Raw genomic sequence first — 23,175 nt, 5'->3', positions numbered from 1 at the left:
ATGAAAGTATCATATCAATGGCTTCAAGAATACCTTGATTTAGATGTTGCCCCTCAAGATTTAGCTGAAAAGATTGCTCGTACCTCGGTTGACATTAATGACGTTTATTCATTAAGCGACGGATTAAAGAAGATTGTTGTTGGGGAAGTAGTAAAATGTGAAAATCACCCTGACTCAGACCATCTTCATGTTTGTCAAGTTGATGTTGGTGAAGAAGAACCGATCCAGATTGTTTGTGGTGCCCCGAACGTTCAAGAAGGTAAAAAGGTAATCGTTGCCCTTCATGGTGCGAGAATTGCTGACAACCAAAAGATTAAGCGTGGTAAGATCCGCGGTGTTGAATCAAATGGAATGCTTTGTGCCCTTCAAGAAATTGGCTTTAGCGATAAGATTGCCCCTAAAGATTACGAAGATGGTATCTACTTCTTACCAGATGATGCTAAAACTGGTGATCCCGTATTTAAGTACTTAGGAATGGATGACACGATCATTGATACAGACGTAACTCCTAACCGTGGGGATATGCTTAGTATTTATGGAAATGTTAATGATATCGCAGCCTTTTACGGATTAAAGCCACATTTTAAGGAAACGGCGATTAAAGAAGAAGGTACTGAAAAAACAGCAGACCTTCTTCAGGCAGAAATTACTGATACTAAGATTGCGCCTACTTATAAATTACGGGCAATTAAAGGTGTTAAAATTGCTGAAAGTCCACTATGGCTTCAAATTCGCTTATGGAACAGTGGTATTCGTCCTGTAAATAATGTTGTGGATGTGACTAACTATATCCTTCTTAAATATGGTCAGCCACTCCACAGTTATGATTATGATCAATTATCTGGTAACAACTTTGGGGTTCGTCATGCTAATGAAGGTGAAAAGTTTGTTACATTAGATGGGGATGAACAAACCTTAAAAGCAAATGATATTGTTGTAACTGTCGATGACCAACCAGTTGCTCTTGCGGGAACGATGGGTGGAGAAGGAACTGCAGTAAGTGATGATACGACAACTGTTGCCCTTGAAGCAGCCATTTTTGATCCAGTAATGGTCCGGAAGCAAGCACGGCGCTTAGATCTTCATAGTGAATCTTCAATGCGATTTGAACGAGGAATCAATTCAGCAACAGTTGAAACCGCATTGAATGAAGCAGCTGAGATGATTAAGGAGCTTGCTGGTGGCACGATTACAGCAGGAATTGTAACTGGTAGTGAAGCGCCAGCAGTTGATACCCCAATCAAACTATCCCTTGCGAAGATTAATCATGTTCTGGGCACTTCATTAACCATGGAACAAGTTACTAATATTTTTGATCGCTTGGCATTTGCTTACACTGTTGATGGTGACGATCAATTAACAGTGATTGCCCCAGCACGGCGGTGGGATATTAGCCTTGCAGCTGACCTTTATGAAGAAATTGCGCGGATTTACGGTTATGATAACTTACCATCTACTTTACCAACGATGACACGTAACCGGGGAGGACTTACGCCACGTCAACGGTTTATTCGGGCAAGTCGTCATGACCTCGAAGGAATGGGCTTAACCCAAGCAATTAGCTATTCCTTAACAACTGTTGAGAAGGCTAAGCAGTTCCAAATTAAGCCACTTGCTGAACCAATGAAACTTGATTTCCCAATGAGTTCTGATCATGTCGCTACCCGGATGAATATTATTAGCGGCTTGCTTAATGATATTGCTTATAACGTGGCGCGAAATGTTGATAACGTAGCGCTATATGAAGAAGGTCGGGTCTTCTTGCCAATGGGGGATGAACGTCCGGTAGAACAAGAACACCTTGCAGCTGCGGTTACTGGCCAAATGGTAGCTAATAGTTGGAATAAGAAAGATCAACCGGTTGATTTCTTCCAACTAAAGGGGATCGTTGAACGTTACCTTAAGAATATGGGGATTGCTGGTAAGGTTTCTTATGTCCCAACTAGTGATCGACCAGAAATGCATCCAGGACGAACCGCTGATATTATGGTTGATGACCAATTAGTTGGTTTTATTGGTCAAGTTCACCCACAAACTGCTAAGGAATATAAGATTCCCGAAACATATGTATTTGAATTAAATCTCGAATTATTACTGGCTGCACCAAAGATTGAAAATGAATATACACCTATTAGTAAGTATCCTTCAATCACTCGCGATATTGCCCTCTTGGTTGATGATGGGGTTGAAAATGCAACGATTGTCGAGGTTATTAAGCAAAAGGGTGGTGCTTACCTTAAAGATATTCACTTATTTGATGTTTATGCTGGTTCGCACCTTCCTGCCGGTAAGAAGTCATTAGCTTACACCTTAACTTATCAAGATGATAAAGGAACATTGACTGAAGACCAAGTAAACGCGGCCTTTGATAAAGTTACTGCTTACTTGCAAGATAAGGTTGATGCAGAAATTCGTTAAAAATTAAAAGGCTGGATTTTTTCGGCCTTTTTTTAGTGCAAATAATTATTTTTTACGTATTTATATTATAGGGCCAATCACTAAAGTAATAATTAGTGGTTGAAGGGCTAAAAATTTTCTGCTATTTTATTAATAGTTTGATAATAAAATAATGATATTTAATATAAAGAGGGATAAACGAAATAATGAAATCAACAACAAAGAAAATTCTTGCATCGTCGTTAGGGGTAGCTGGCGCAATGGCAATGGGCACGGTAACTGCTAAGGCTGATACAACTATTACCGTCAATGCTGGCGATAATTTGAATGGGATTGCTCAAAAGTATAATGTTAGTGCTGATGATATTGCTACTGCTAATCACCTGCAAAATAAAGAATTGATTTTTGCTGGACAAAAGCTGACAATTCCAACCAAGGATAAAAATGAAACACCTGCTAATAACGCAGAGAAAAAGGGGCAAGCTAATAAGAACAGTCAAAGTCTACAAGATTCTGTTAACAAGGCAATGTCTTATTTAGGAACCCCTTATGTTTGGGGCGGTAATAAGCCAGGTGGATTTGATTGTTCTGGTTTGGTTCAATATTGCTACGGTATTCCTCAACGAACGACGTATGAACAGCAAGCTTTAGGACCACATATTCACGATAATGTCTTAAACGCGCCATACGGGGCCCTCGTTTTTTATGGTTCTGATGATGCGCCATACCACGTCGCTATTTCACTAGGGGATGGTCGGATTATCCAAGCTCCAAATGAAAATGAAACAGTTAAAATTACTGACCAACAATACTTCCCTGGAAATTACTATGTTGTTATGCATTAATATTCACTTTTTACCTCGCCTTTAATAATTTAAATTAGTAATTATCTTGCGCATCACAAAAGAGTGCTATATACTATTTCAGATTAGAAAGTTTAATGAGGGAGACAAATTGATGAGTATTCAACAGAATAAGCGTCCAGTAGTTATTGGTGTTACAGGTGGTTCCGGTAGTGGAAAGACAACGGTAAGTAATAAAATCTATGACCAATTGCATGGGCAAGCGATCCAGATTATTAACCAAGATACTTACTATAATGATCAGTCAGATATGACAATGGATGAACGTAAAGCAGTAAATTATGATCATCCGCTTGCATTTGATACAGATTTTTTGATTAAACAGTTAACGGATTTGCGGAGTAATAAGGCTATTGAGATGCCGGTGTACGACTATACACAATATACGCGTTCTGACAAAACCGTTCATGTAGAACCGACTGATGTCATTATTTTAGAAGGAATCTTAATTCTTGATGATGAACGTTTACGGGATTTAATGGATATTAAAGTTTATGTTGATACAGATGATGATATTCGGATTATTCGTCGAATTCAACGTGATATGGTAGAGCGTGGACGGTCCCTTGATTCAATTATTACTCAGTACCTGGCTACGGTAAAACCAATGTACCATCAATTTGTTGAACCAACTAAACGCTATGCTGACATTATTGTGCCAGAAGGTGGCGAAAACCAAGTTGCAATCGACCTATTATCGACAAAAATCCGCGATATTTTAGTAAAACGTGGACACACCGAATTGCGATAGGTATTTACAAGCTGAAGTAGAAATGGTAATGTTGCACTGGATAAATTATGAGGAGTGTTTATAATGGCTGAAGAAAAAACTTTTCCAATGACCCTTGAAGGGAAGAAAAAGCTTGAAGATGAACTTGAAGAATACCGCTTGAAGCGTCGACCAGAAGTTATTAAGCGGATAAAGATTGCTCGTAGTTATGGTGATTTATCTGAAAATTCAGAATATGAATCAGCAAAAGATGAACAAGCAATGGTTGAAAGTCGAATTGCTCAAATTGAAAATATGCTTCAATATGCTGAAATTATCGATAATGAAGATGTTGATAAGGATGAAGTATCTATGGGGCGGACAATTACTATTCAAGAATTGCCAGATGAAGAACCAGAAGAATACCAAATTGTCGGTGAATCAGAATCTGATCCATTTAACGGTAAGATTTCTAATGAATCTCCAATGGCAAAAGGATTACTTGGTCACAAAGTTGGCGAAGTAGTTGAAGTTGAAGTTCCTAATGGGACAATCAAGCTAAAGATTGTCAAGGTTGATTAATTAAAATAAGAAAAGCGAGGTCGAGGAATGTGGTGAATTCCTCAATCTCGCTTTTCTTATTGGTATTATCTTTCTCCTATGCTATAGTAAAGTGTATGAAAGCGATGTCAACAAACGTAGGAGGGAAGAAAAATGAAATTGATTATTTCTGATGCTGCCAGTCAATGGTTTCGTGACGAAATGGGACTAAAACCAGGGAATGGAATAAAGTTTTACGGTAAAACTTATGGCCAAACTGAAGTCCATCATGGCTTTTCACAAGGATTTACTCGTGAAGATAAACCAGTTGAGCCGATTTTAGAGGTAAAAAAGGATGGTATTAATTACCACATTGATTCACTAGATGAATGGTTTTTTAAGGACCTTATCACTACTGTTGACTATGATTCGCAAGCAGATGGACCAGTATTTCATTTTCAACATGAAGATGGCGATATACCTGACGTAGCTGGATTTGTTAATGACGCTGATGATCATTCCGATAATAAGGCTGATGCCTCTACTGGAGCATCGCAGCATTAATTTTTTATATAGTGAAAAAGCTCTTTAGCATGCACTATCCAATGATAGTATGCTAAAGAGCTTTATTGCTAATCAAACATTGTCTTTATTTGGTGTTCTTTCTTAACCCACCACCCAGTTAAGCCGAGACTTAGAACTGTAATTATAAGTCCAAGAATGAGGAATGGTGGTCGGTAATAAAATTCAACCCGATGCTTTCCGGGACTCATTGGGATAGCCATAAACGTATTAAGTACGGTCTGGGGAGTAGTAGACTTACCATCTACCTTAACATGCCAGCCTTTAGCAGCAGGAATAGTGGTCATCAATACTCGCTGATTACGCTGGAGATTGACTGTTCCAACTATCCGATTACTACGGTATGAACTAATCTTTAATGGTGAGGCTTGAAGAGTCTTTAAACTTGCCATGAATGGTCGTTGCTTTAATTGATAGATACTAACATTTTGCATCCACAGCGTCGCCTTCTTTAGTTGCAAATTAACGATGATTTTTTGTCCTTTTTGGTCATGGGCAACGTTGATCACCACTGTATTACGGAAAGTATCATATTGGGTGAACTTCTTATTATTCATCGTAATTGTAGCATTGTCCTCAACATTTGGTCCGAGTGTTAAGTAGTAAGAGTCATTAGTTGGCGGAATAAATTCTAACTGAACGGAGGCAGGTTTAAGCAAGTTCTGCTTCCTAAAAATTGTGCCAGTAATTTGCTTAGCACTTTGAACATTATTGAATTTGACGGAATTAAAGTTTTGAACGGCAAATAATGAATGAAATGTTGGGCGTCCGGCAAGTGTTTGGAAAATCTGTGACTGATAATTTAACGGATCCATTGTAGTGCGTTGAAGGTGGAGGATGGCGGCATTAACTCCAAAGGCAATTGGAAGGGCATGTGAATTTTCCCGAAGACTAACTGCAGAAGTTGCTCCTACTAATGGATAACTATACCAATCGGGACGAAAGCCGGATAGGGGTAATGCTTGTCCGGCTGAGGTATTTCGAGCATTCATAGTATATTTGTAACCAAGAAGCGCATCGCTCACTTGGGTTCCATTAGTATAAGTAACAAAACCATCCCCATCTGGCTGCCCAATTGCGCCCATAAAGGCTGGGATTGGCGGCTCTAAGGTCGAACCAAAATGGTCACCAGAATTGAAGTCTGCTTGGAAGGGATCATCCTTCGTTCTCATGAAAGTTTTTGCAACGCGGTAGAAACCCGGGTCATGCTTCTTTAATTTTTCAACACTTTTATCAAGAGCAATAGTGTAGTTGCCAAATTCCGGTTGTGAAACATAAGAGATCTTATTAAGCGCCGTGTACCCACTCATGGAAATATCACAGACGGCAAGGAGAACAAGTAGCGCATCGTATAAGCGCGGTGAATTTGTTCGGGGAATACAAAGACAGCTAACAGCGATCAGCGCAAAGCATAAGCCAATATTTCGTTGATTGCTATTAATATACGATAAGTTAAGCGTACCAACATACCAATAAATTGCGATAATAAGTAGCGTCAGGATAATTGCACTGCGCTTTTTTATTTTGAAATCAGGTTGAAGTACTTTAGCAGCAAGATAGATGCACCAGAAGGAAAAGAGGTACGAAAAACGATAAGGGTACCAAACTGGAAACTGTCCGGCATGCCATAAAAGATCCAATGGCTCGTAACAGAATGAGAAAATAAAGAAAATTGAAATGGCTGCCCCAATCAAACGACGACGAAGGTCAAAGCGATTATTGAAAAAGTAGAGACAAGCGCCGAGCATTAATAGCATTCCAATATAAATATTGGGCTGACCACTTGGCATTTGATTAAAATTAAATGATCCAGGAACAAGCTTTCCAAGCATTTTAGGCGCAAAGTACTCAAAACGGCTGTGAATCTTGGTTTCAGTATACGTTCCCTTGCTTTGCATTAAGGCATAGAAAGTTGGCAATAAAATGACTGCTGAAATGCCCGCCGCAAGCAGCGAACTGCCGAGATATCGGAGAAAAATTACTCCCCGTTGTCGCCATGACGCCAACGCTGGTGTTTGCCAGAGGAGAAATAGGAAAGTAAAGATGGCAATCATCCAGCCCATGTAATAATTATCAATCAACATTACGGCTAGCCAAGAGATGTAAGTTCCAACACGATTTTGATAGATAAGTTTGAGAAGTCCCCAAATAATTAATGGCAAAAGGATTAAGGCGTCTTGCCAAATCATGTTCAATTGGTTGGCAATCATCCAGCCGTTCATTGAGTAGACGGTACTGAATGCTAAAATTCGCCACCCCTGTTGTAGCTCAGTTTTTTGCATCAACCAGGCAAAACTCAATCCTGCTAGGCCATAGCGGACAAGCGTAACGATGGTTATTCCAGTTGCGAGGTGCTGGGCGGGGAAAAATAATAAAATTAAGTTTAATGGACTTAGCAAATAATATGCATTAGTCCCAAACATTTCGCCACCCAGCCCTTTGCTAAACGAATAAAAGAAACTGCTAGGATGGTGGAGAATAGTATTTCTAAGGTAACTGAAAAAATCGACATATTGTTGACCGAGATCAACGGTTAATAAGCTGCTTTTACCAAAGGGGGTCATTTGACGGTACGCAAAATAGCAAGCCATCAAAATAACTGGTAACAGGAAACTTGCAATCAAAATTTTGTGTCGATATAAACGATGATGTTGATATAAAAACACAGCAAAATTCTCCTTCTCTCAATTAAATAGACACATCCACATTATCATATCCTTTTTTAAAATGATATTCATTACTATTGTTCATTAAATTTCATTAAATCATTGGAATAAATTCTTCATTTCTTATAAAATAAAGAGTATTATTTTCACGTTAGTAGTGGTAACTATCTGTTAAAGCAGGTATTTTTTGTTAAAATAGATTCACTACGATGAAGGAGAATTATAAAACTGTGAAATTCTTTGATCGAATAATGAACTTATTTGGTTCACGTACCAAAAAGCGTCAAAATGCGCAGTCGATTATTCCATTCCGGCTGAACATGCTATTATGGATTGTTGGTATTTTGCTATTAGCGTTAACTATTCGACTGTTTTACCTTCAAGTTCTGCAAGGAACATCATTTAAAGCGGAAGTAAAGCGATCAGATACGACAACGCAGACGAATAATGTACAACGGGGGATGATTTATGATTCGCAAGGAAATGTCCTTGTTGGTAATCAAACTCATCAAGCCATTACCTATACTAAAGGAGCCAATGTAACTACTGATCAGCTTTACCAGATTGCTAATCGTTTAGGGAAATATGTTTCTGTTTCTAACAAGAATTCGCGTTTAACTGATCGAAATGAAGAAGATTATTACTTGGCTGATAAAGAGCGACTTAAGAGTGTTTTGAAACATGTCAAGACTTCAGATGCAGATTCTGAAGATACTAAATATGACAAAGCTCTTGAATATCTGAGCAAACATCCTGATTCGTGGGAGCTTACGGATCAGCAAAAAAATAATGCCCGAATCTATGCGGCAATGAGTGGAGCATATTCCCTTTCGACGACTTATATTAAAGAAACGGGTGTTAGTGCTAAAGAGCTTGCAGCAGTGGGTGAACACCTGAATGAAATGCCAGGGGTAAAGATCGGAACATCTTGGACTCGTAATTACCCACAAGGTACAGATATTCAATCGTTAACAGGAACTGTCTCAACTACTGGTTTACCAAGTGATGAAGTTAACTCATTACTTGCTCAAGGATATTCTCGGAACGATAGCGTTGGACAAAGTTATCTTGAAAAGCAGTTCCAATCAACTTTAGCCGGTTCGAAGTCACAAACTGAAGTTACTACTAACGGAAATGATGTAACTAAAGAAAAGACTAAGTACCCTGGTAAGAAGGGTGATAATTTAGTTTTAACGATTAATGCTAAGTTTCAAAAGAAAGTTCAATCAATTCTAAAAAATAATTACTCCGCTGCCGGAAATCAATACTCGACGGGAGTGTACGCAGTTGTTATGAACCCTAATACTGGTGCAATCTATGCGATGGCCGGAATTGATCGTGATCCAGAAACCGGTAAAGAAACCCCAGATGAAATTGGGGCTATTAACCACCCGATTACGATGGGGTCTGTTGTAAAGCCGGCAATGGTCATGGGGGCATTAATGGATGGTGTAATTACGCCAACAAATAATACCTTAACCGATATGCCAATTAAGCTTGCTGGAACTTCATCTAAGGGATCATGGTTTAACCATGGTGGCTCAGCCAATATGGCAATTAATGCAGCAACGGCGCTCGAAGTTTCTTCCAACTCTTACATGATGCAACTACTCATGAAAGAAGCAGGAATGAAATATACACCTAATGCGCAAATTACGATGAAACCAAGCATTTTTGCTAAAGCGCGGGGTTACTTCAACATGTTTGGACTAGGGGTTAAAACTGGAATCGACTTACCTGGTGAAACAAGCGGTTATACCGGACCTGCTGACCAAAAACATATCGGTTCTGCCCTTGACTTGTCATACGGTAACTATGATGGTTATACTTTGATTCAACTTGCTCAATATATGTCGACGATTGCTAACGGTGGTAACCGGATGCGCCCATACATTGTTAAAGAAATCCGTGGTACAAAATCTAATGGTCAACTTGGGGCTGTCGAATATACAACTAAACCACAAGTTCAATTGACCATTCCTGCTTCTAAAGCTGACTTTGATGTTGTTAAGCAAGGGCTTTACCAAGTGGTCCATGGTTCTAACCGTTATGTTACTGGTAAAGCATTGGCATCTGTTAAGCCATCGGTATCTGGAAAGACGGGGACAGCTGAAACCTACTACAAGTCGCACTCAACAACTACTTTAAGTTTTGCGGGATTTGCTCCATCTGATAATCCACAAGTTGTAGTTGCCTTGGCTATTCCAGGAGCTTCAAATTCTGATGGTGGTGCTAACCTTACAATGGCAAAACAAATTTTTGAAGCATATTGGAAGACTGTTCAGAGTTCAAAGGGTTTTGGTGATTAATTAAACTGTCAAGGAAATTTCCTTAACAAACTTTGATAAATTACTAGCCAAATAGAAAAATAAATGATATAGTTGTACAAGTTAGGGTTACGATAAATAACCACGTTAAATAAAAGAAATAGTTTGGAGGTCAAAATAATGCGTGTCAACATTACACTTGAATGTACTTCATGCCACGAACGGACTTACTTAACTAGCAAGAACCGTCGTCATAACCCAGATCGTCTTGAATTAAACAAGTACTGTCCACGGGAACAAAAGGTTACATTACATCGGGAAACTAAGTAATGACCATATAAGGGAGCTGGGAGACCGGCTCTTTTTATTTATTTTTATAAAAAAACGCTTGCATAAATTCCCTCAAGCGGTGATAATAAAATTTGATACCGTTTGTTACTTCACTATAAAGGAGCGGTCATAACATAATGGCTTATTCAAAGAAAGAGTTACGACAAGCATATATTGCGCGCCTTCAACAATTAGATTTAAACACCCGTCTTTACGAAGAGAGAAAATTAGCATCTTTGCTATATGATCAACCCGAATGGACAGGAGCTAAGACAATTGCTGTTACTTTAAGTCAATCTTTTGAAATTGATACTGCACCTATTATCCTTCATGCGCGTCATAAGGGCCAACAGATTGTTGTTCCACGGACGTTGCCACATCGGAAAATGGAATTTGTTGAATTAAATGAGGATACTGATTTCGATGAGTCGTCTTTTGGTGTCTTGGAACCACATGATGGCAAAGTTTATTCTCCAGATGAGATTGATTTGATGGTTGTTCCTGGAGTAGCCTTTACCGCATCTGGTAATAGATTGGGCTTTGGTGGCGGTTATTATGATCGTTACCTAAAAAAATATAAGGGTCCTAAAATTTCAATGGCATTGACGACACAACTGGCTGAAGATAACGAATGGGAACCAGAAGAATTCGATCAGCGGATAGATAAAGTGTTGTATTTACCGGAGATATAAAAGATGCGGACACAGGGACTAAGATTAGCGCCCGTGACGCTTACCTTAATAGTTTTTCAGGTATTAGTTTATTGCTGGTTGGTTTATGCAGGTGGCTCAACTAATACAGTAACTCTCCTTAAGATGGGGGCTCGTAGTACGTCCTTAATTAAGGAGGGCGAATGGTGGCGTTTAGTATCACCTGTGTTCCTCCATGTTGGTTTATCACACTTAGTAGTCAATAGCGTTACGCTTTTATATATCGGTCGTTATATTGAAGAGTTTTTCGGTCATTGGCGAATGGTAGTTATATACTTCATCAGTGCGATTTTTGGTAATCTTGCTAGTGCTGTCTTTATGCCATCGACAATTTCGGCTGGTGCTAGTACTGCTATTTTTGGCTTGTTTGGTGCGTTTTTAATGTTAGGTGTATGCTTTCACCGTAACATTGTTGTTCGCGTCTTAAGTCGTACTTTTTTGCTATTTGTTATTATTAATATTGTGATGGATTTTTTTCTATCAGGAGTTGATCTGGTAGGACACATTGGCGGTCTATTTGGTGGTTTTTTCATTGCATTTATTGTTGGTGCTCCCATGCTAGGAACTGTTGACCGCCTAAAACGGTTTTTAAGTGGAGCTGTCTTAACGGTAAGTTTGGTAATTTTGACTCTAGAATTGAAGTGATAATTTATGGCGATCGCCTCAAGAAACTACCGCACATTATACGATGTTCAGCAATTATTAAAAGAATTCAACGTATTTGTATATGTTGGTAAGCGACTGTATGATATTGAGTTAATGGCCATTGAGCTTGATAACCTCTATCAATCAGGAGTTGTAGATAATTCAACTTATACAAAAGCAAAGATTGTTTTACGTAAAGAACATCGTGAAGAACAAACGAGAATTAAAAGGGGTAAACTGTATTAAACCTTACCCAGGAAAGGAATCATTATGGCTAAGAAATTAATTGGTGTTGACCTTGGTGGTACTACTATCAAGTTTGCAATTTTAACGGAGAACGGTGAGATTCAACAAAAGTGGTCTTTACGGACTAACATTTTGGATGAGGGTTCACACATTGTGCCAGATATCATTAACTCAATTAATCACCACCTTGATTTATACAAAATGTCTCGAGACCAATTTATTGGAATCGGAATGGGAACTCCCGGAACAATTGACCGTGAAAAGGGAACTGTTATTGGGGCCTACAACTTAAACTGGAAGACAACTCAAAACGTTAAAGAAGAGATTGAACAAGGTACTGGGATGCAATTTGCTCTTGATAACGATGCCAACGTTGCCGCACTTGGTGAACGTTGGAAGGGTGCTGGTAATGAAGGTGACGATGTTGCATTTATTACTTTAGGTACTGGTGTTGGTGGTGGACTTATCTCTAACGGTAAGCTTATCCACGGTGTTGTTGGTGCCGGTGGTGAAGTCGGTCACATGATTGTTAAGCCAGATGGATACCTTTGTACTTGTGGAAACCATGGATGTCTTGAACAATATGCATCTGCTACTGGAATTGTTCATATCGCTCAAGATAAGGCGGAAGAATATGAAGGCAACAGTCGCTTGAAGGCAATGATCGATAACGGTGACGAAATTACAGCCAAGATTGTCTTTGACCTTGCTAAGGAAAACGACTACCTTGCTAATACTGTTGTTGATGAAGTTTGCTTCTACCTTGGCTTAGCAACTGCCAACTTAAGCAACGCATTAAACCCTGAATACCTTGTTATCGGTGGTGGAGTTTCCGCAGCTGGTGAATTCCTTTTGAAGCGGGTAAAGCAAAACTTTGAAAAATTTGCCTTTCCAACCGTTCGGACTTCAACACAATTGAAGTTAGCTGAATTAGGTAATGATGCTGGTGTTATCGGCGCTGCTTCATTAGCTCGTCAGTTTGTAAACGAAGATTAATTTGTAAGGGGAAATGATCGTGGTACTTGGAGTTAGCTCTGGCTTGATGATTCTTAATGCTGTCATTATAATCATCTTGTTAGTATGGATTTTTAGCTGGGCATTTCAGACCTATCGTCGAAAGAGATATGCAACTGTCCTTAGTCAAGATGACTTTAAAAAGGGAATGCGAAAAGCACAGGTTATTGACTTGCGACAAGAAAATGACTTTAAACAAGGCCATATCCTTGGTGCACGTAACTTGCCTTATCCATATCTTCGTCAGCAATATGGCGAATTGCGGAAGGACTTGCCGGTTTACTTATATGATGAAGGCATGACATTAAGTACCCAGGCCGCTGCATTTTTAGGTAAGCATGGATACGACCATCTTTATATCTTAAAGGATGGCTATCGTGCATGGGACGGTAAGACTAAAAAGTCCAAGTATTAAGAAAAGTATCTTACATGCTTTTTATCGGGATGGTTAAGGATTCTAAACAATCATTTGTTAATGTTTGGAATCTAGCCTCTTGTAAAATTTAACCAATAAAAAAGAGGCTGGGAGAAAACTATGTTTTCTTCCAGCCTCAACTATTTTTGCGAACAATAGTAAGAAAACGCGGAACTAGCTTTGCATCGCCACAAAGCTAGTTTCCACTCCTTATTTTTGGATCTTAAATGAAATTAAAGTTGGTGTGCTGAGCGACCCTTACGGATAGCAGCGCGACGGTTTTGATCAAACTTTTCTTCTTCTTCTTCCGCTGGTTTAATAACAGTTTTATGGAAAGTAAGAACCCCGCTAGCGATGGCAGCAACTGTTGCTAAACTACCAACTAAAATACCCTTTGCTAATTGTTTCATAACATAAAACCTCCTCGAATTTCTAGGTTACCTCCATTATGCAAGAATTAATGGCGTTTTACCAGTGAGAAGGACAAGTTTTAGCATAAAATTTATAAAAATTGGAGAGTTAAGATGAATAAAGTAATTGCAATTGTCGGCCCAACCGCCGTAGGAAAAACTGCGCTATCAATAAAACTGGCACATGAATTTGACGGAGAGATAATTTCTGGTGATTCGATGCAAGTTTATCGCCATCTTGATATTGGAACGGCAAAAGTTACTCCCGAGGAAATGGGGGATGTACCGCACCATCTCATTGATACCTGCAATATTGAAGAGCGTTTTTCTGCAGCCCGTTTTAAAAAACTTGCAGACCAAAAAATAGACGAAATAGCTCAACGTAATCATTTGCCGATTATTGCAGGTGGAACTGGATTTTATCTTCAAACCTTAACTGATAATCTAGCATTGGGAAGTGACCAGTTTGATCAACAAACGCTTGAAATTCGTAACCACTGGAAAAAAGTTGCTGAAGAAAAAGGAGCTGAGTACGTTTGGGAACGATTAAACAAGTTGGATCCAGTGGCCAGTGCTCGGATCCCCAAGTCTAATACTCGCCGGGTTATCCGTGCTTTAGAGGTAATTCAAAAAACAGGTCAATTATTTTCTAACCAACCACAGTTCAAAGCAACAAATGATTTCCTCTTAATTGGCTTGACTACTGATCGCCCTGTTTTATATGACCGGATTAATAAACGAGTTGATTTGATGATTCAAAAAGGCTTATTAGAAGAAGCAAAATGGTTATTTGATCAAGGGGGAGAGGATCTGCCAGCTGGTAAGGGGATTGGGTACCATGAATTATTTCCTTATTTTCGTGGCGAGATTAGCCTTAATGAGGCGGTTGAAAAAATTAAGCAGGATTCTCGCCATTATGCTAAGCGTCAGTTAACGTGGTTTAGAAATAAAGCTGATACTCACTGGTTTGATATTTTGCGTTATCCCAATTATATTAATCAAATTAAGCAATTTATAAATGATTGGTTAAAAAAATAAAGTACGGTGAGGCAGATTTTTTTAATTAAAATAAAGCTCTTAAATAGAATTGACTTATGGCCTGTCTATTGTTATTCTAAGTCACAGTGTTAAGGAGAGAAGCAGATTTTAGATGGATTGGTATGGTCATCTATTTCTGTGGAGATTGTATGAAAGGGAATGAAATTTTATGGGTAAACACGTATTTACAAAAGATGAAGTTCGCCAAATGGTAAAGGATGAAGATATCCATTTCTTACGGGTTATGTTTACTGACTTATTAGGAACGATTAAGAGCGTTGACCTACCAGTTAGTCAGTTAGATAAATTGATGGATAACAAAATTATGTTTGACGGTTCTTCAATTGATGGATTTGTTCGGATTGAAGAAAGTGATATGTATCTTTATCCAGATATGTCCACTTGGCTTGCATTCCCTTGGGGTGCTGAACACGGTAAGGTTGCGCGGGTAATCTGCAGTGTTTACAAGACTGATGGTACTCCATTTGAAGGTGACCCACGTAATAACTTAAAGCGGGTACTTGAAGATATGCGGAAGATGGGCTTTAAAGACTTTAACATTGGGCCTGAACCAGAATTCTTCCTCTTCAAGACGGATGAAAAGGGTAACCCAACTACCAATCTTAATGATAAGGAAAATTACTTTGACATGGAACCAGCAGATCCTGGTGAAGATTGTCGTCGTGATATCGTCTTAGCGCTTGAAAAGATGGGCTTCGATGTTGAAGCAGCTCACCATGAAGTTGCTCCTGGTCAGCATGAAGTTGACTTTAAGTACTCAGATGCTTTAGAAGCGGCTGATAACATTCAAACATTTAAGTTCGTTGTTAAAACAATTGCTAAGAAGTATGGTTTCCATGCCACCTTTATGCCTAAGCCACTTTCTGGGATTAACGGTTCGGGAATGCACCTCAACATGTCATTGTTTAGTCAAGATGGTAGCAATGCTTTCTTTGATGAAAATGATAAAGACAAGCTTTCCGCAACTGCTTACCATTTCTTGGGTGGTTTGATGAAGCATGCACGAAGCTATACTGCAATTTGCAATCCAATCGTTAACTCCTATAAGCGTTTAGTTCCTGGCTATGAAGCACCAGTTTATGTTGCTTGGTCAACTTCTAACCGGTCACCACTTGTTCGAATTCCAAGTGATCGTGGAATGGGAACCCGGCTTGAATTACGGTCAGCAGATCCATCAGCTAACCCATACCTTGCAATCGCTGCTGTTCTTGAAGCTGGTTTAGACGGTTTACGAAATAACTTGCCACCAATTCATAATGTTGATGAAAACATCTATACGATGACGAAGGGCGAACGAGCTGAAAAAGATATTCGTGATTTACCAGATACTTTACACAACGCATTAAAGTCTTTAGCTGCAGATGAAGTTATCAAGAGTTCAATGGGTGAACACCTCTACAATAGCTTTATGGAAGCCAAGACACGTGAATATGCTTCATATCGTCAACACGTTTCTGACTGGGAACGTCAACACTACTTAGAACAATACTAATTAATACAATAAGTTAATAATCAATGAGAAACACTTATGCAGGATTACTTGCTAAGTGTTTTTCATGCAAAATTGACTAGTTAATTGACAAATATGCTGTTTCATATACAATTATATTTGTTGCAATAAAAGCGTGTTATTATAATATGTGTAGTACGTTTTTAAGGACTGCTAGTCGATCTAGCAACCAATTTTAAATCGGAATTATATTTCGATTAGTTACTAAAGGAGAGTCTTAGATAATGGATCAAAAGGTCAGAGTTCGGTATGCACCTAGCCCAACAGGTTTCTTGCATATCGGAAATGCTCAATCAGCATTATTTAATTATTTATTTGCACGTCACTTCGATGGAACGATGGTATTACGGATTGAAGATACCGACACTAAACGGAACGTTGAAGATGGTGAAGCTAGCCAACGTGAAAATCTTCATTGGTTAGGAATTGACTGGGATGAAGGTCCAAATAAGCCAAATCCAAAGTATGCCCCTTACCGTCAAAGTGAACGGAATAAAGAAGGTATTTACCACAAATACATTCAAGAATTATTAGACAAGGGGATTGCATACAAGGATTACTCAACAGAGGAAGAGTTAGCCGAGATGCGTGAACGGCAAAAGGCTAACAATGAACCACCTCATTATGATGGTCGTTGGTATGGTAAGAGTGAAGAAGAACAAAAGGCGGCTGAAGCAAAGGGCTTGAAGCCAACTATTCGTTTCCACTTCCCTAAAGACCATGATTACGAATGGGACGATATTGCACGTGGTCATGTTTCATTTAACTCTGACAACCTTGGTGGTGACTTCATCATTGAAAAGAGTGATGGAATGCCAACATACAACTTTGCCGTCGTAGTTGATGACCACACTATGGACATTACTCATGTTTTGCGTGGTGCTGATCACATTTCAAACACACCAAAGCAAATTGCTATCTATGAAGCATTAGGCTGGGAGCACCCAACTTTCTGTCACATTCCATTGATCTTTAATCCAAAGACTCGCAAGAAGTTAAGTAAGCGTGATAAAGATACCCTTCAATTCATTAGTGAATACAAGAAACACGGTTACCTTCATGAAGCAATCTTTAACTTTATCGCATTCTTAGGCTGGTCTCCAGTTGGTGAACGTGAAATTTACTCTAAAGAAGAGTTGATTAAGGTTTACGATCCAAAGCGGATGTCAAAGGCACCAGCATACTTTGATCAAAAGAAACTTGATTGGATGAATGCTCAATACATTAAGAGTATGTCGATTGATGAATTAACTGATCGGACAATGGAATTAATTAAAGAAGGCGAAACTGAAGAAGCTAAGCGCCTTCAAAGTATTCCAGAAGAACAATTGACTGAATTGCTTAAGAAGACAATTAAGGTTCACCAGCGGGATGTTAATAAGCTTCTTGAAGTTATTCAATATGCATGGTCATACTACACAGTTCTTGACCAATCATTCAACTATGACTTGCTTAAGGACAACGAAGACTTCGCTAATGAAGATATTTTAGCTGTTCTCAAGGGCTTAAAGGCAAAACTTGAAAACGGTGACGATGACCTTGATTACAGTCAAGCTATTAAGGAAGTAGGTAAGGACACTGGCATTAAGGGTCGCGGTTTATACTTCCCATTAAACCTTGCCTTTACTGGTTCAACTTCTGCACCACAAATCTATGAGATCATGGATATCTATTCTCGTGATACAGATATTGAATTGCTTGATCGGATGATTAAAGCATTCGAAAACTAATTTTATCAAGTTGAGCATAGGACAACAGTTAATCGATGTTGTTCTATGCTTTTTCTTTTAAACTGTCATATAATAAAATATGTAGTTAGTAAAAAAGGGGATCTTAAGTAAAATGGTTGAAATGAGTGAACATATGCGGAAGATCTTAAATGATGTTCCGACGTTGAAAGTATTTGATTTTTCTCAGTACGTTTCAAAAATTCCAGGAATTATTAAGTTTACAATTGGTGAACCTGATTTTGATACACCAGAATATATTAAGAGGGCCGGAATAGAGAGTATTGAAAACAATCGGACGCACTATGCTCCCCAACGTGGTACAGTGGGATTACGTCAAGCAATTGCCGATACATTGGCTAATAAATATGGCCTTCAGTATGATCCTACAACAGAGATTCTTGTTACAAACGGCGTAACGGAAGGGATTTCTGTTGCAATTACTGCAATTACTAATCCCGGAGATATAATTTTAGTTCCAACGCCTACTTTTTCAATCTACACGCCTGATGTAATGATTGCTGGAGGGACGCCAGTAGAAGTAGATACATCCAAGACTGGTTTTAAACTAACGCCCGCCCTTCTTAAACATTATCTAGATAAATATGGTGATCGAGTAAAGGGAGTTGTTTTCGTTAATCCTTCTAACCCGACTGGAATTGCCTATACTCAAGCAGAAATGAATGAGTTGGCAGCCTTAATTAAGGACAAGCCGATTTTTGCAATCTGTGATGAAATTTATAGTGAACTAAACTATGACGGTGAATACTCAAGCATGGCTAAAATTATGCCAGATCAGACAATCTTAGCAAATGGATTTTCTAAGTCCTATGCAATGACTGGTTGGCGAATTGGTTACCTTTGTGCACCAGCTAAAGTGACCGATCTGCTGTTCAAGGTTCATGCATTTGCTGTAACGGATATCGCGACATTTGTTCAGGACGCTGCAGAGGCCGCTCTAAAGGCTGGGGATGAAGCAACAAAGGAAATGGACGCTCAATATATTAAACGGCGTGACTATATGTATAAGCGGCTTACAGAGATGGGCTTTGAATGTAGTCAACCAATGGGTGCATTTTATATTTTTGCCAAGATTCCGTCATTCCTTAATCAGGATGATAATAAGTTAATTTATCAACTTGCCAATGAAGCCAAGGTTGCTGTAACAGCTGGATCAAACTTTGGTAAGGGTGGAGAAGGATATCTTCGCTTTAGTTATGCTACAAGTCTTGAGCAGATTAAAGAGGGGATGGACCGTCTCACAGAGTTTTGTAAGCAAGCAAAAAATAATGCCTAAAAGAAAAGAGACAGGGGTGTTAATACATCTCTGTCTCTTTAAATGTATAAGTGAATTGCTTCAAAAGAGTTATTCGCTCAGTTTCTTGGCGTCAGCATCAATCTTTGCAAAACCAGAACCATCTGGCTTCTTGCTGCCACGCTTTTCCATAGCTTTACGAGCCATTTCCTTACGTTCTTGCTTACTAAGTGCCATAAATAACTTCGCCTCTTTTTCTGAAACGCTTCAACAATAACAGTTATTAACAAAAATAAAATAACTGTTACTAATATTATAGTTCAGTCTATCAAAAATGCAATTATCATAATTGTGTACAGGAAAACTTCTAGAAAGATATTGACTTATGTAGCGTCTGTTGTTAGTATAATTAAAAATAAATTAAAATTACGTTAGAAAAGATGAGTAATTATTTTACGACCAATACAGAGAGCCATAGGAGCTGAGAAATGGCAGGAAACGAAATAATGAAGATGGTCTTTGGTTAATTGAGAGGATGAACTTAGTTTAAAAGCAAATTCTCTACGGGGTAGCAGCCGTTATCTATGCTTCTAATTTCAAGCTGAGATTAGAATTGAGGGTACTTTTGTACTGAAGACAGGGTGGTAACACGTTATTAACGTCCCTAAGAACATGATTGAGTTGTTCTTAGGGACGTTTTTCTTTTCTGGCAAAGGAGGAAGAAAATGAAACGCAAGAGAAGAACAGGATTGATTATTTTTAGTATTTTAGTAATTATTGTGGTGGTTGGGATTGGTAGTATTATTCACCAACACTTGGATAAAACTTCAACCAAAACTGTTCGTTTAGGCTTAGTAGGAACAGATTCGGAACCAGTCTGGGATAATGTTCGTAAAAGATTGAAGAAACAAGGAATCAATATTGAGTATGTTGTTTTCGATGATTATGTTCAACCAGACGTTGCGTTAAAGGAAGGTAAAATTGACATGCACTCATGTTTAACGCGTTATTATTTTGAATCATATAATAAAGAGCAAAACGCACATTTAACATCAATTGGAAATACTGTGATTTCACCATTAGGAATCTATTCCCAAAAGTATCAAAAAATTCAAGATCTTCCTGAGGGAGCAACAATTGCAATTCCTAATGAACCAACAACGCTTGGACGAGGCTTAAATGTCTTGCAGTCGGCGGGCTTGATAAGAGTAAAGAAAGGAAGTGGAATTAAGCCATCTTTAAAAGATATTGTAAGTAATCCTAAACATTTACAATTTAAAGAGGTTGATCCGGCAACGACCGCGCGAGCATTAAGTTCGGTTGATGCCTCAATTATAAATGGAAATTATGCAGTAGCAGCAAAGTTGAACCCGAAGAAGGATTCAATTTATCTTGAACCAGTTAATAAAGCTGCAAAACCATATGTTAATATTATTGCGGTTCAAGAAAAGAATAAGGATAATAAAGTATATAAGGAAATTGTAAAAGCATATCAGACGGAGCAAACTGAAAAAGCTATTAACAAGACATATAAGGGTGCACAAGAAGCAGCATGGCCAATCTATGGTCGTAATTAAGAAAGGATGATATATATGAGTTTAGACACAGCGATATTTGCAGGAGGTTGCTTTTGGTGCATGGTCCAGCCGTTTGATACTTATCCGGGAATTGAGAAAGTTGAATCAGGTTACACTGGTGGCCATGTTGTCAATCCAACCTACAAGCAGGTATGTTCTGGAACAACAGGCCATACAGAAGCAGTAAAGATTACTTTTGATCCTGATAAAATTTCATACAAAGACTTAGTAGAGATTTATTGGCACCAAACTGATCCGACTGATGCAAGTGGCCAATTCCAAGATCGGGGAGATAATTATCGTCCTGTAATTTTCGTTAAAAATGATGAGCAGCGTAAAACTGCAGAGGAATCGAAAAAGGCTTTACAGGAAAGCAGCCGTTTTGGCGATGCGAAGATTGTAACAACAATTGAAGATGCACAACCTTTCTATCCAGCAGAAGATTATCATCAAGACTTTTATAAAAAAGATCCGCAACGTTTTGCCTTAGAAGAAGCTGGTGGCCGGCAACAATTTATTGATAGGTATTGGAAATAGATAATTTGTAATAATTTATTATTTAAATGATAAATTATTATTGAAAGAAGCTGAAAAGTATAATATAATAATCGCAAATATAAAACACGAAAGCATTTCAAGTAGATCATTCAGAGAAACAACGGGTGGTGTGAGTTGTTGATCGAAACTCCGGTGCTTATAAATGTGGGTGGGTAATTCCACACGGTAGTAACCGTTATCTACTAAGAGTGTAGTAATTTATTTTGCTAAACTTGGGTGGTACCGCGGAACAAGAGCCATTTCGTCCCAAAATATTTGAGGATGAAATGGCTCTTTTGTGTAGGAGGTATTATCAGATGTTAGATATTAAAAAGATTCGTAAAGATCCTGGCTTTTTTAAGGAAAAGTTAGCTACTCGTGGAGTCAAGCCTGAGGAAATTGATGAAGTATTGAGTTTAGATGCAGTTCGACGTGAATTACTTCAACAAACAGAGAACTTAAAAGCAAAGCGTAATGAAGCCTCAGACCAAATTGGAAATGCTAAAAAAGCAAATGAAGATGCAACTGAAGCCATTGCTAAGGTTCGAGAAATTAATAACGAAATCAAAGAATTAGACGAGAAATTAGCAAAAAATGAAGAGGAATTTCATGATAAAATGTCTCGTTTACCTAACATTCCGCATGAAGGAGTCCCAGTTAGTTTAACTGAAGACGGAGCGACGGAGCTACGTAAGGTTGGAGAAATTCGTCATTTTGATTTTGAACCTAAACATCACTGGGATATTGGAGAAAACCTTGGAATTTTAGACTTTGATCGTGCAGCTAAAGTTTCAGGTGCGCGGTTTGTATACTATCTTGGAATGGGTGCACAACTAGAAAGAGCAGTTTATAACTTCATGTTAGATGAACATATGAAGGATGGATATACAGAAGTGATACCTCCATATATTGTCAAGGCTTCTGCTATGTATGGAACGGGCCAATATCCTAAATTCCGTGAAAGTGTATATAGAGTAAATGGAGAAGATATGACTCTTATTCCAACTGCAGAAGTTCCATTAACCAATTATTATTCAGGAGAAGTGATCCCTGCTAAGGAACTTCCAGTATACGTGACTGCATTAACACCATGTTATCGTTCAGAGGCGGGAGCTGCTGGGCGTGATACACGTGGACTAATTCGTATGCATCAATTTAATAAAGTTGAAATGGTTAAGTATACTCGTCCAGAAGATTCTTGGGATGAATTAGAGAGGATGACAGCTAATGGGGAAAATATCCTTAAAAAGCTTAATATACCTTATCATGTAATAACGTTAACTACAGGTGATATGAGCTTTACAGCTTCAATGACACATGATATTGAGCTTTGGATGCCGGCACAAAATAAGTATCGTGAAGTATCAAGTTGTTCTAACTGTCTTGATTTCCAAGCTCGGCGAATGCACACTCAGTTCCGTGATGAAAATGGAAAATTACAATATGTTCATACCTTAAATGGATCTGGGCTCGCTGTTGGACGTACAGTAGCTGCTATTCTTGAAAATTATCAAAATGAAGATGGTTCAGTTACAATTCCTGAAATTTTAGTTCCATACATGCATGGAGTCACAAAAATTACTAAAGAAAATGCGGTTCCATTCCGTAATAAATAGTTAAGTATTTAAATATTCTCATATTAAAAAGGCCTAGTTTTTATTAACTAGGCCTTTTTTGATAAAAAAATATCGTGATGACATTTTTTTATCGAGCTGA

The 23,175-nt window shown here is 38.5% G+C and carries 22 protein-coding genes; 19 read left to right on the top strand and 3 right to left on the bottom strand.

Annotated features, from left to right (window positions below):
- From pheT to H5S10_RS10035, 5 genes are all read left to right on the top strand, one after another.
- On the top strand, positions 1–2,418 hold the full coding sequence (gene pheT / locus H5S10_RS10055; RefSeq protein WP_182589440.1) for a phenylalanine--tRNA ligase subunit beta: 2,418 nt from the start codon (positions 1–3) through the stop codon (positions 2,416–2,418).
- 185 nt (positions 2,419–2,603) lie between these two features.
- Positions 2,604–3,242, top strand: a complete 639-nt coding sequence (locus tag H5S10_RS10050) for a C40 family peptidase (RefSeq protein WP_182589439.1) — start codon at positions 2,604–2,606, stop codon at positions 3,240–3,242.
- Positions 3,243–3,354: 112 nt separating this feature from the next.
- A complete protein-coding gene (gene udk / locus H5S10_RS10045) occupies positions 3,355–4,011 on the top strand; it encodes a uridine kinase (protein WP_003668449.1) in 657 nt (218 codons plus the stop codon).
- A gap of 63 nt (positions 4,012–4,074) precedes the next feature.
- Complete coding sequence (greA, locus tag H5S10_RS10040; protein ID WP_003664064.1) at positions 4,075–4,551, top strand: transcription elongation factor GreA; 477 nt, start codon at positions 4,075–4,077, stop codon at positions 4,549–4,551.
- A gap of 132 nt (positions 4,552–4,683) precedes the next feature.
- Positions 4,684–5,073, top strand: coding sequence for a HesB/YadR/YfhF family protein (locus H5S10_RS10035; protein WP_134989215.1), 390 nt, complete (start codon positions 4,684–4,686; stop codon positions 5,071–5,073).
- A gap of 68 nt (positions 5,074–5,141) precedes the next feature.
- Here H5S10_RS10035 and H5S10_RS10030 read toward each other — a convergent pair whose 3' ends face one another.
- Entirely contained in the window at positions 5,142–7,757 is a 2,616-nt protein-coding gene (locus H5S10_RS10030; protein WP_182589438.1) for a YfhO family protein, read from the bottom strand.
- A 209-nt stretch (positions 7,758–7,966) separates the two neighbouring features.
- Between H5S10_RS10030 and H5S10_RS10025 the strand changes: the two genes are divergently transcribed.
- The 7 genes from H5S10_RS10025 to H5S10_RS09995 all read left to right on the top strand — a co-directional run bounded on the left by H5S10_RS10025 (position 7,967) and on the right by H5S10_RS09995 (position 13,384).
- A complete protein-coding gene (locus tag H5S10_RS10025; protein WP_182586921.1) occupies positions 7,967–10,066 on the top strand; it encodes a peptidoglycan D,D-transpeptidase FtsI family protein in 2,100 nt (699 codons plus the stop codon).
- Positions 10,067–10,204: 138 nt separating this feature from the next.
- A complete protein-coding gene (gene rpmG, locus H5S10_RS10020; RefSeq protein ID WP_003664049.1) occupies positions 10,205–10,354 on the top strand; it encodes a 50S ribosomal protein L33 in 150 nt (49 codons plus the stop codon).
- A gap of 137 nt (positions 10,355–10,491) precedes the next feature.
- On the top strand, positions 10,492–11,046 hold the full coding sequence (locus tag H5S10_RS10015) for a 5-formyltetrahydrofolate cyclo-ligase (RefSeq protein WP_182586922.1): 555 nt from the start codon (positions 10,492–10,494) through the stop codon (positions 11,044–11,046).
- Positions 11,047–11,049: 3 nt separating this feature from the next.
- A complete protein-coding gene (locus tag H5S10_RS10010; RefSeq protein ID WP_182586923.1) occupies positions 11,050–11,709 on the top strand; it encodes a rhomboid family intramembrane serine protease in 660 nt (219 codons plus the stop codon).
- Between the two features lie 6 nt (positions 11,710–11,715).
- Positions 11,716–11,955 carry a YqgQ family protein gene (locus H5S10_RS10005; RefSeq protein ID WP_003668441.1) on the top strand — a complete coding sequence of 80 codons (240 nt, stop codon included), beginning with the start codon at positions 11,716–11,718 and terminating at the stop codon, positions 11,953–11,955.
- Positions 11,956–11,979: 24 nt separating this feature from the next.
- Positions 11,980–12,951 (top strand): ROK family glucokinase, encoded by a 972-nt coding sequence (locus H5S10_RS10000; protein ID WP_182586924.1) that lies wholly within the window; start codon positions 11,980–11,982, stop codon positions 12,949–12,951.
- Between the two features lie 13 nt (positions 12,952–12,964).
- The gene (locus tag H5S10_RS09995; protein WP_035153134.1) at positions 12,965–13,384 is read left to right on the top strand and encodes a rhodanese-like domain-containing protein; all 420 of its coding nucleotides are present in this window, start codon (positions 12,965–12,967) and stop codon (positions 13,382–13,384) included.
- A gap of 233 nt (positions 13,385–13,617) precedes the next feature.
- Here the strand turns inward: H5S10_RS09995 and H5S10_RS09990 are convergent, their stop codons facing one another.
- On the bottom strand, positions 13,618–13,794 hold the full coding sequence (locus H5S10_RS09990; protein ID WP_003664039.1) for a DUF3042 family protein: 177 nt from the start codon (positions 13,792–13,794) through the stop codon (positions 13,618–13,620).
- A 114-nt stretch (positions 13,795–13,908) separates the two neighbouring features.
- Here H5S10_RS09990 and miaA point away from each other — a divergent pair, with 114 nt between their 5' ends.
- The 4 genes from miaA to H5S10_RS09970 all read left to right on the top strand — a co-directional run bounded on the left by miaA (position 13,909) and on the right by H5S10_RS09970 (position 19,387).
- Positions 13,909–14,832 carry a tRNA (adenosine(37)-N6)-dimethylallyltransferase MiaA gene (miaA, locus tag H5S10_RS09985; protein WP_182589437.1) on the top strand — a complete coding sequence of 308 codons (924 nt, stop codon included), beginning with the start codon at positions 13,909–13,911 and terminating at the stop codon, positions 14,830–14,832.
- 169 nt (positions 14,833–15,001) lie between these two features.
- Positions 15,002–16,345, top strand: coding sequence for a type I glutamate--ammonia ligase (gene glnA, locus H5S10_RS09980; protein ID WP_182586926.1), 1,344 nt, complete (start codon positions 15,002–15,004; stop codon positions 16,343–16,345).
- A 242-nt stretch (positions 16,346–16,587) separates the two neighbouring features.
- Entirely contained in the window at positions 16,588–18,093 is a 1,506-nt protein-coding gene (gene gltX / locus H5S10_RS09975; protein ID WP_182589436.1) for a glutamate--tRNA ligase, read from the top strand.
- A 112-nt stretch (positions 18,094–18,205) separates the two neighbouring features.
- A complete protein-coding gene (locus H5S10_RS09970; protein ID WP_182589435.1) occupies positions 18,206–19,387 on the top strand; it encodes an aminotransferase class I/II-fold pyridoxal phosphate-dependent enzyme in 1,182 nt (393 codons plus the stop codon).
- Positions 19,388–19,456: 69 nt separating this feature from the next.
- Here H5S10_RS09970 and H5S10_RS10455 read toward each other — a convergent pair whose 3' ends face one another.
- Positions 19,457–19,582: a hypothetical protein gene (locus H5S10_RS10455; protein WP_003664033.1), complete on the bottom strand. Its 126-nt coding sequence runs from the start codon at positions 19,580–19,582 to the stop codon at positions 19,457–19,459.
- A 488-nt stretch (positions 19,583–20,070) separates the two neighbouring features.
- On the opposite strand from H5S10_RS10455, the gene H5S10_RS09965 reads away from it, so the two are divergent.
- From H5S10_RS09965 to serS, 3 genes are all read left to right on the top strand, one after another.
- Entirely contained in the window at positions 20,071–20,922 is an 852-nt protein-coding gene (locus tag H5S10_RS09965) for a MetQ/NlpA family ABC transporter substrate-binding protein (RefSeq protein ID WP_182589434.1), read from the top strand.
- A 15-nt stretch (positions 20,923–20,937) separates the two neighbouring features.
- Positions 20,938–21,459 (top strand): peptide-methionine (S)-S-oxide reductase MsrA, encoded by a 522-nt coding sequence (gene msrA / locus H5S10_RS09960; protein WP_182589433.1) that lies wholly within the window; start codon positions 20,938–20,940, stop codon positions 21,457–21,459.
- A 317-nt stretch (positions 21,460–21,776) separates the two neighbouring features.
- Complete coding sequence (gene serS, locus H5S10_RS09955; RefSeq protein ID WP_182589432.1) at positions 21,777–23,075, top strand: serine--tRNA ligase; 1,299 nt, start codon at positions 21,777–21,779, stop codon at positions 23,073–23,075.
- Positions 23,076–23,175: the final 100 nt, after the last annotated feature.

The sequence above is a fragment of the Limosilactobacillus balticus genome, from assembly GCF_014145615.1.
Taxonomy (GTDB): domain Bacteria; phylum Bacillota; class Bacilli; order Lactobacillales; family Lactobacillaceae; genus Limosilactobacillus; species Limosilactobacillus balticus.
Note: the sequence above shows the minus strand (reverse complement) of the source record. Positions and strands in the feature narration are given on the sequence as shown.

Bases quoted from the DNA above. Each gene is read 5' to 3' on its own strand.
- msrA (WP_182589433.1), top strand. From the start codon at position 20,938: ATGAGTTTAGACACAGCGATATTTGCAGGAGGTTGCTTTTGGTGCATG.
- H5S10_RS09995 (WP_035153134.1), top strand. From the start codon at position 12,965: ATGATCGTGGTACTTGGAGTTAGCTCTGGCTTGATGATTCTTAATGCT.
- serS (WP_182589432.1), top strand. From the start codon at position 21,777: ATGTTAGATATTAAAAAGATTCGTAAAGATCCTGGCTTTTTTAAGGAA.
- pheT (WP_182589440.1), top strand. From the start codon at position 1: ATGAAAGTATCATATCAATGGCTTCAAGAATACCTTGATTTAGATGTT.
- H5S10_RS09970 (WP_182589435.1), top strand. From the start codon at position 18,206: ATGGTTGAAATGAGTGAACATATGCGGAAGATCTTAAATGATGTTCCG.
- H5S10_RS09990 (WP_003664039.1), bottom strand. From the start codon at position 13,794: ATGAAACAATTAGCAAAGGGTATTTTAGTTGGTAGTTTAGCAACAGTT.
- miaA (WP_182589437.1), top strand. From the start codon at position 13,909: ATGAATAAAGTAATTGCAATTGTCGGCCCAACCGCCGTAGGAAAAACT.
- greA (WP_003664064.1), top strand. From the start codon at position 4,075: ATGGCTGAAGAAAAAACTTTTCCAATGACCCTTGAAGGGAAGAAAAAG.
- H5S10_RS10010 (WP_182586923.1), top strand. From the start codon at position 11,050: ATGCGGACACAGGGACTAAGATTAGCGCCCGTGACGCTTACCTTAATA.
- H5S10_RS10000 (WP_182586924.1), top strand. From the start codon at position 11,980: ATGGCTAAGAAATTAATTGGTGTTGACCTTGGTGGTACTACTATCAAG.
- gltX (WP_182589436.1), top strand. From the start codon at position 16,588: ATGGATCAAAAGGTCAGAGTTCGGTATGCACCTAGCCCAACAGGTTTC.
- glnA (WP_182586926.1), top strand. From the start codon at position 15,002: ATGGGTAAACACGTATTTACAAAAGATGAAGTTCGCCAAATGGTAAAG.
- H5S10_RS10455 (WP_003664033.1), bottom strand. From the start codon at position 19,582: ATGGCACTTAGTAAGCAAGAACGTAAGGAAATGGCTCGTAAAGCTATG.
- H5S10_RS10035 (WP_134989215.1), top strand. From the start codon at position 4,684: ATGAAATTGATTATTTCTGATGCTGCCAGTCAATGGTTTCGTGACGAA.
- udk (WP_003668449.1), top strand. From the start codon at position 3,355: ATGAGTATTCAACAGAATAAGCGTCCAGTAGTTATTGGTGTTACAGGT.
- H5S10_RS10050 (WP_182589439.1), top strand. From the start codon at position 2,604: ATGAAATCAACAACAAAGAAAATTCTTGCATCGTCGTTAGGGGTAGCT.
- H5S10_RS10025 (WP_182586921.1), top strand. From the start codon at position 7,967: ATGAAGGAGAATTATAAAACTGTGAAATTCTTTGATCGAATAATGAAC.
- H5S10_RS09965 (WP_182589434.1), top strand. From the start codon at position 20,071: ATGAAACGCAAGAGAAGAACAGGATTGATTATTTTTAGTATTTTAGTA.
- H5S10_RS10005 (WP_003668441.1), top strand. From the start codon at position 11,716: ATGGCGATCGCCTCAAGAAACTACCGCACATTATACGATGTTCAGCAA.
- H5S10_RS10015 (WP_182586922.1), top strand. From the start codon at position 10,492: ATGGCTTATTCAAAGAAAGAGTTACGACAAGCATATATTGCGCGCCTT.
- rpmG (WP_003664049.1), top strand. From the start codon at position 10,205: ATGCGTGTCAACATTACACTTGAATGTACTTCATGCCACGAACGGACT.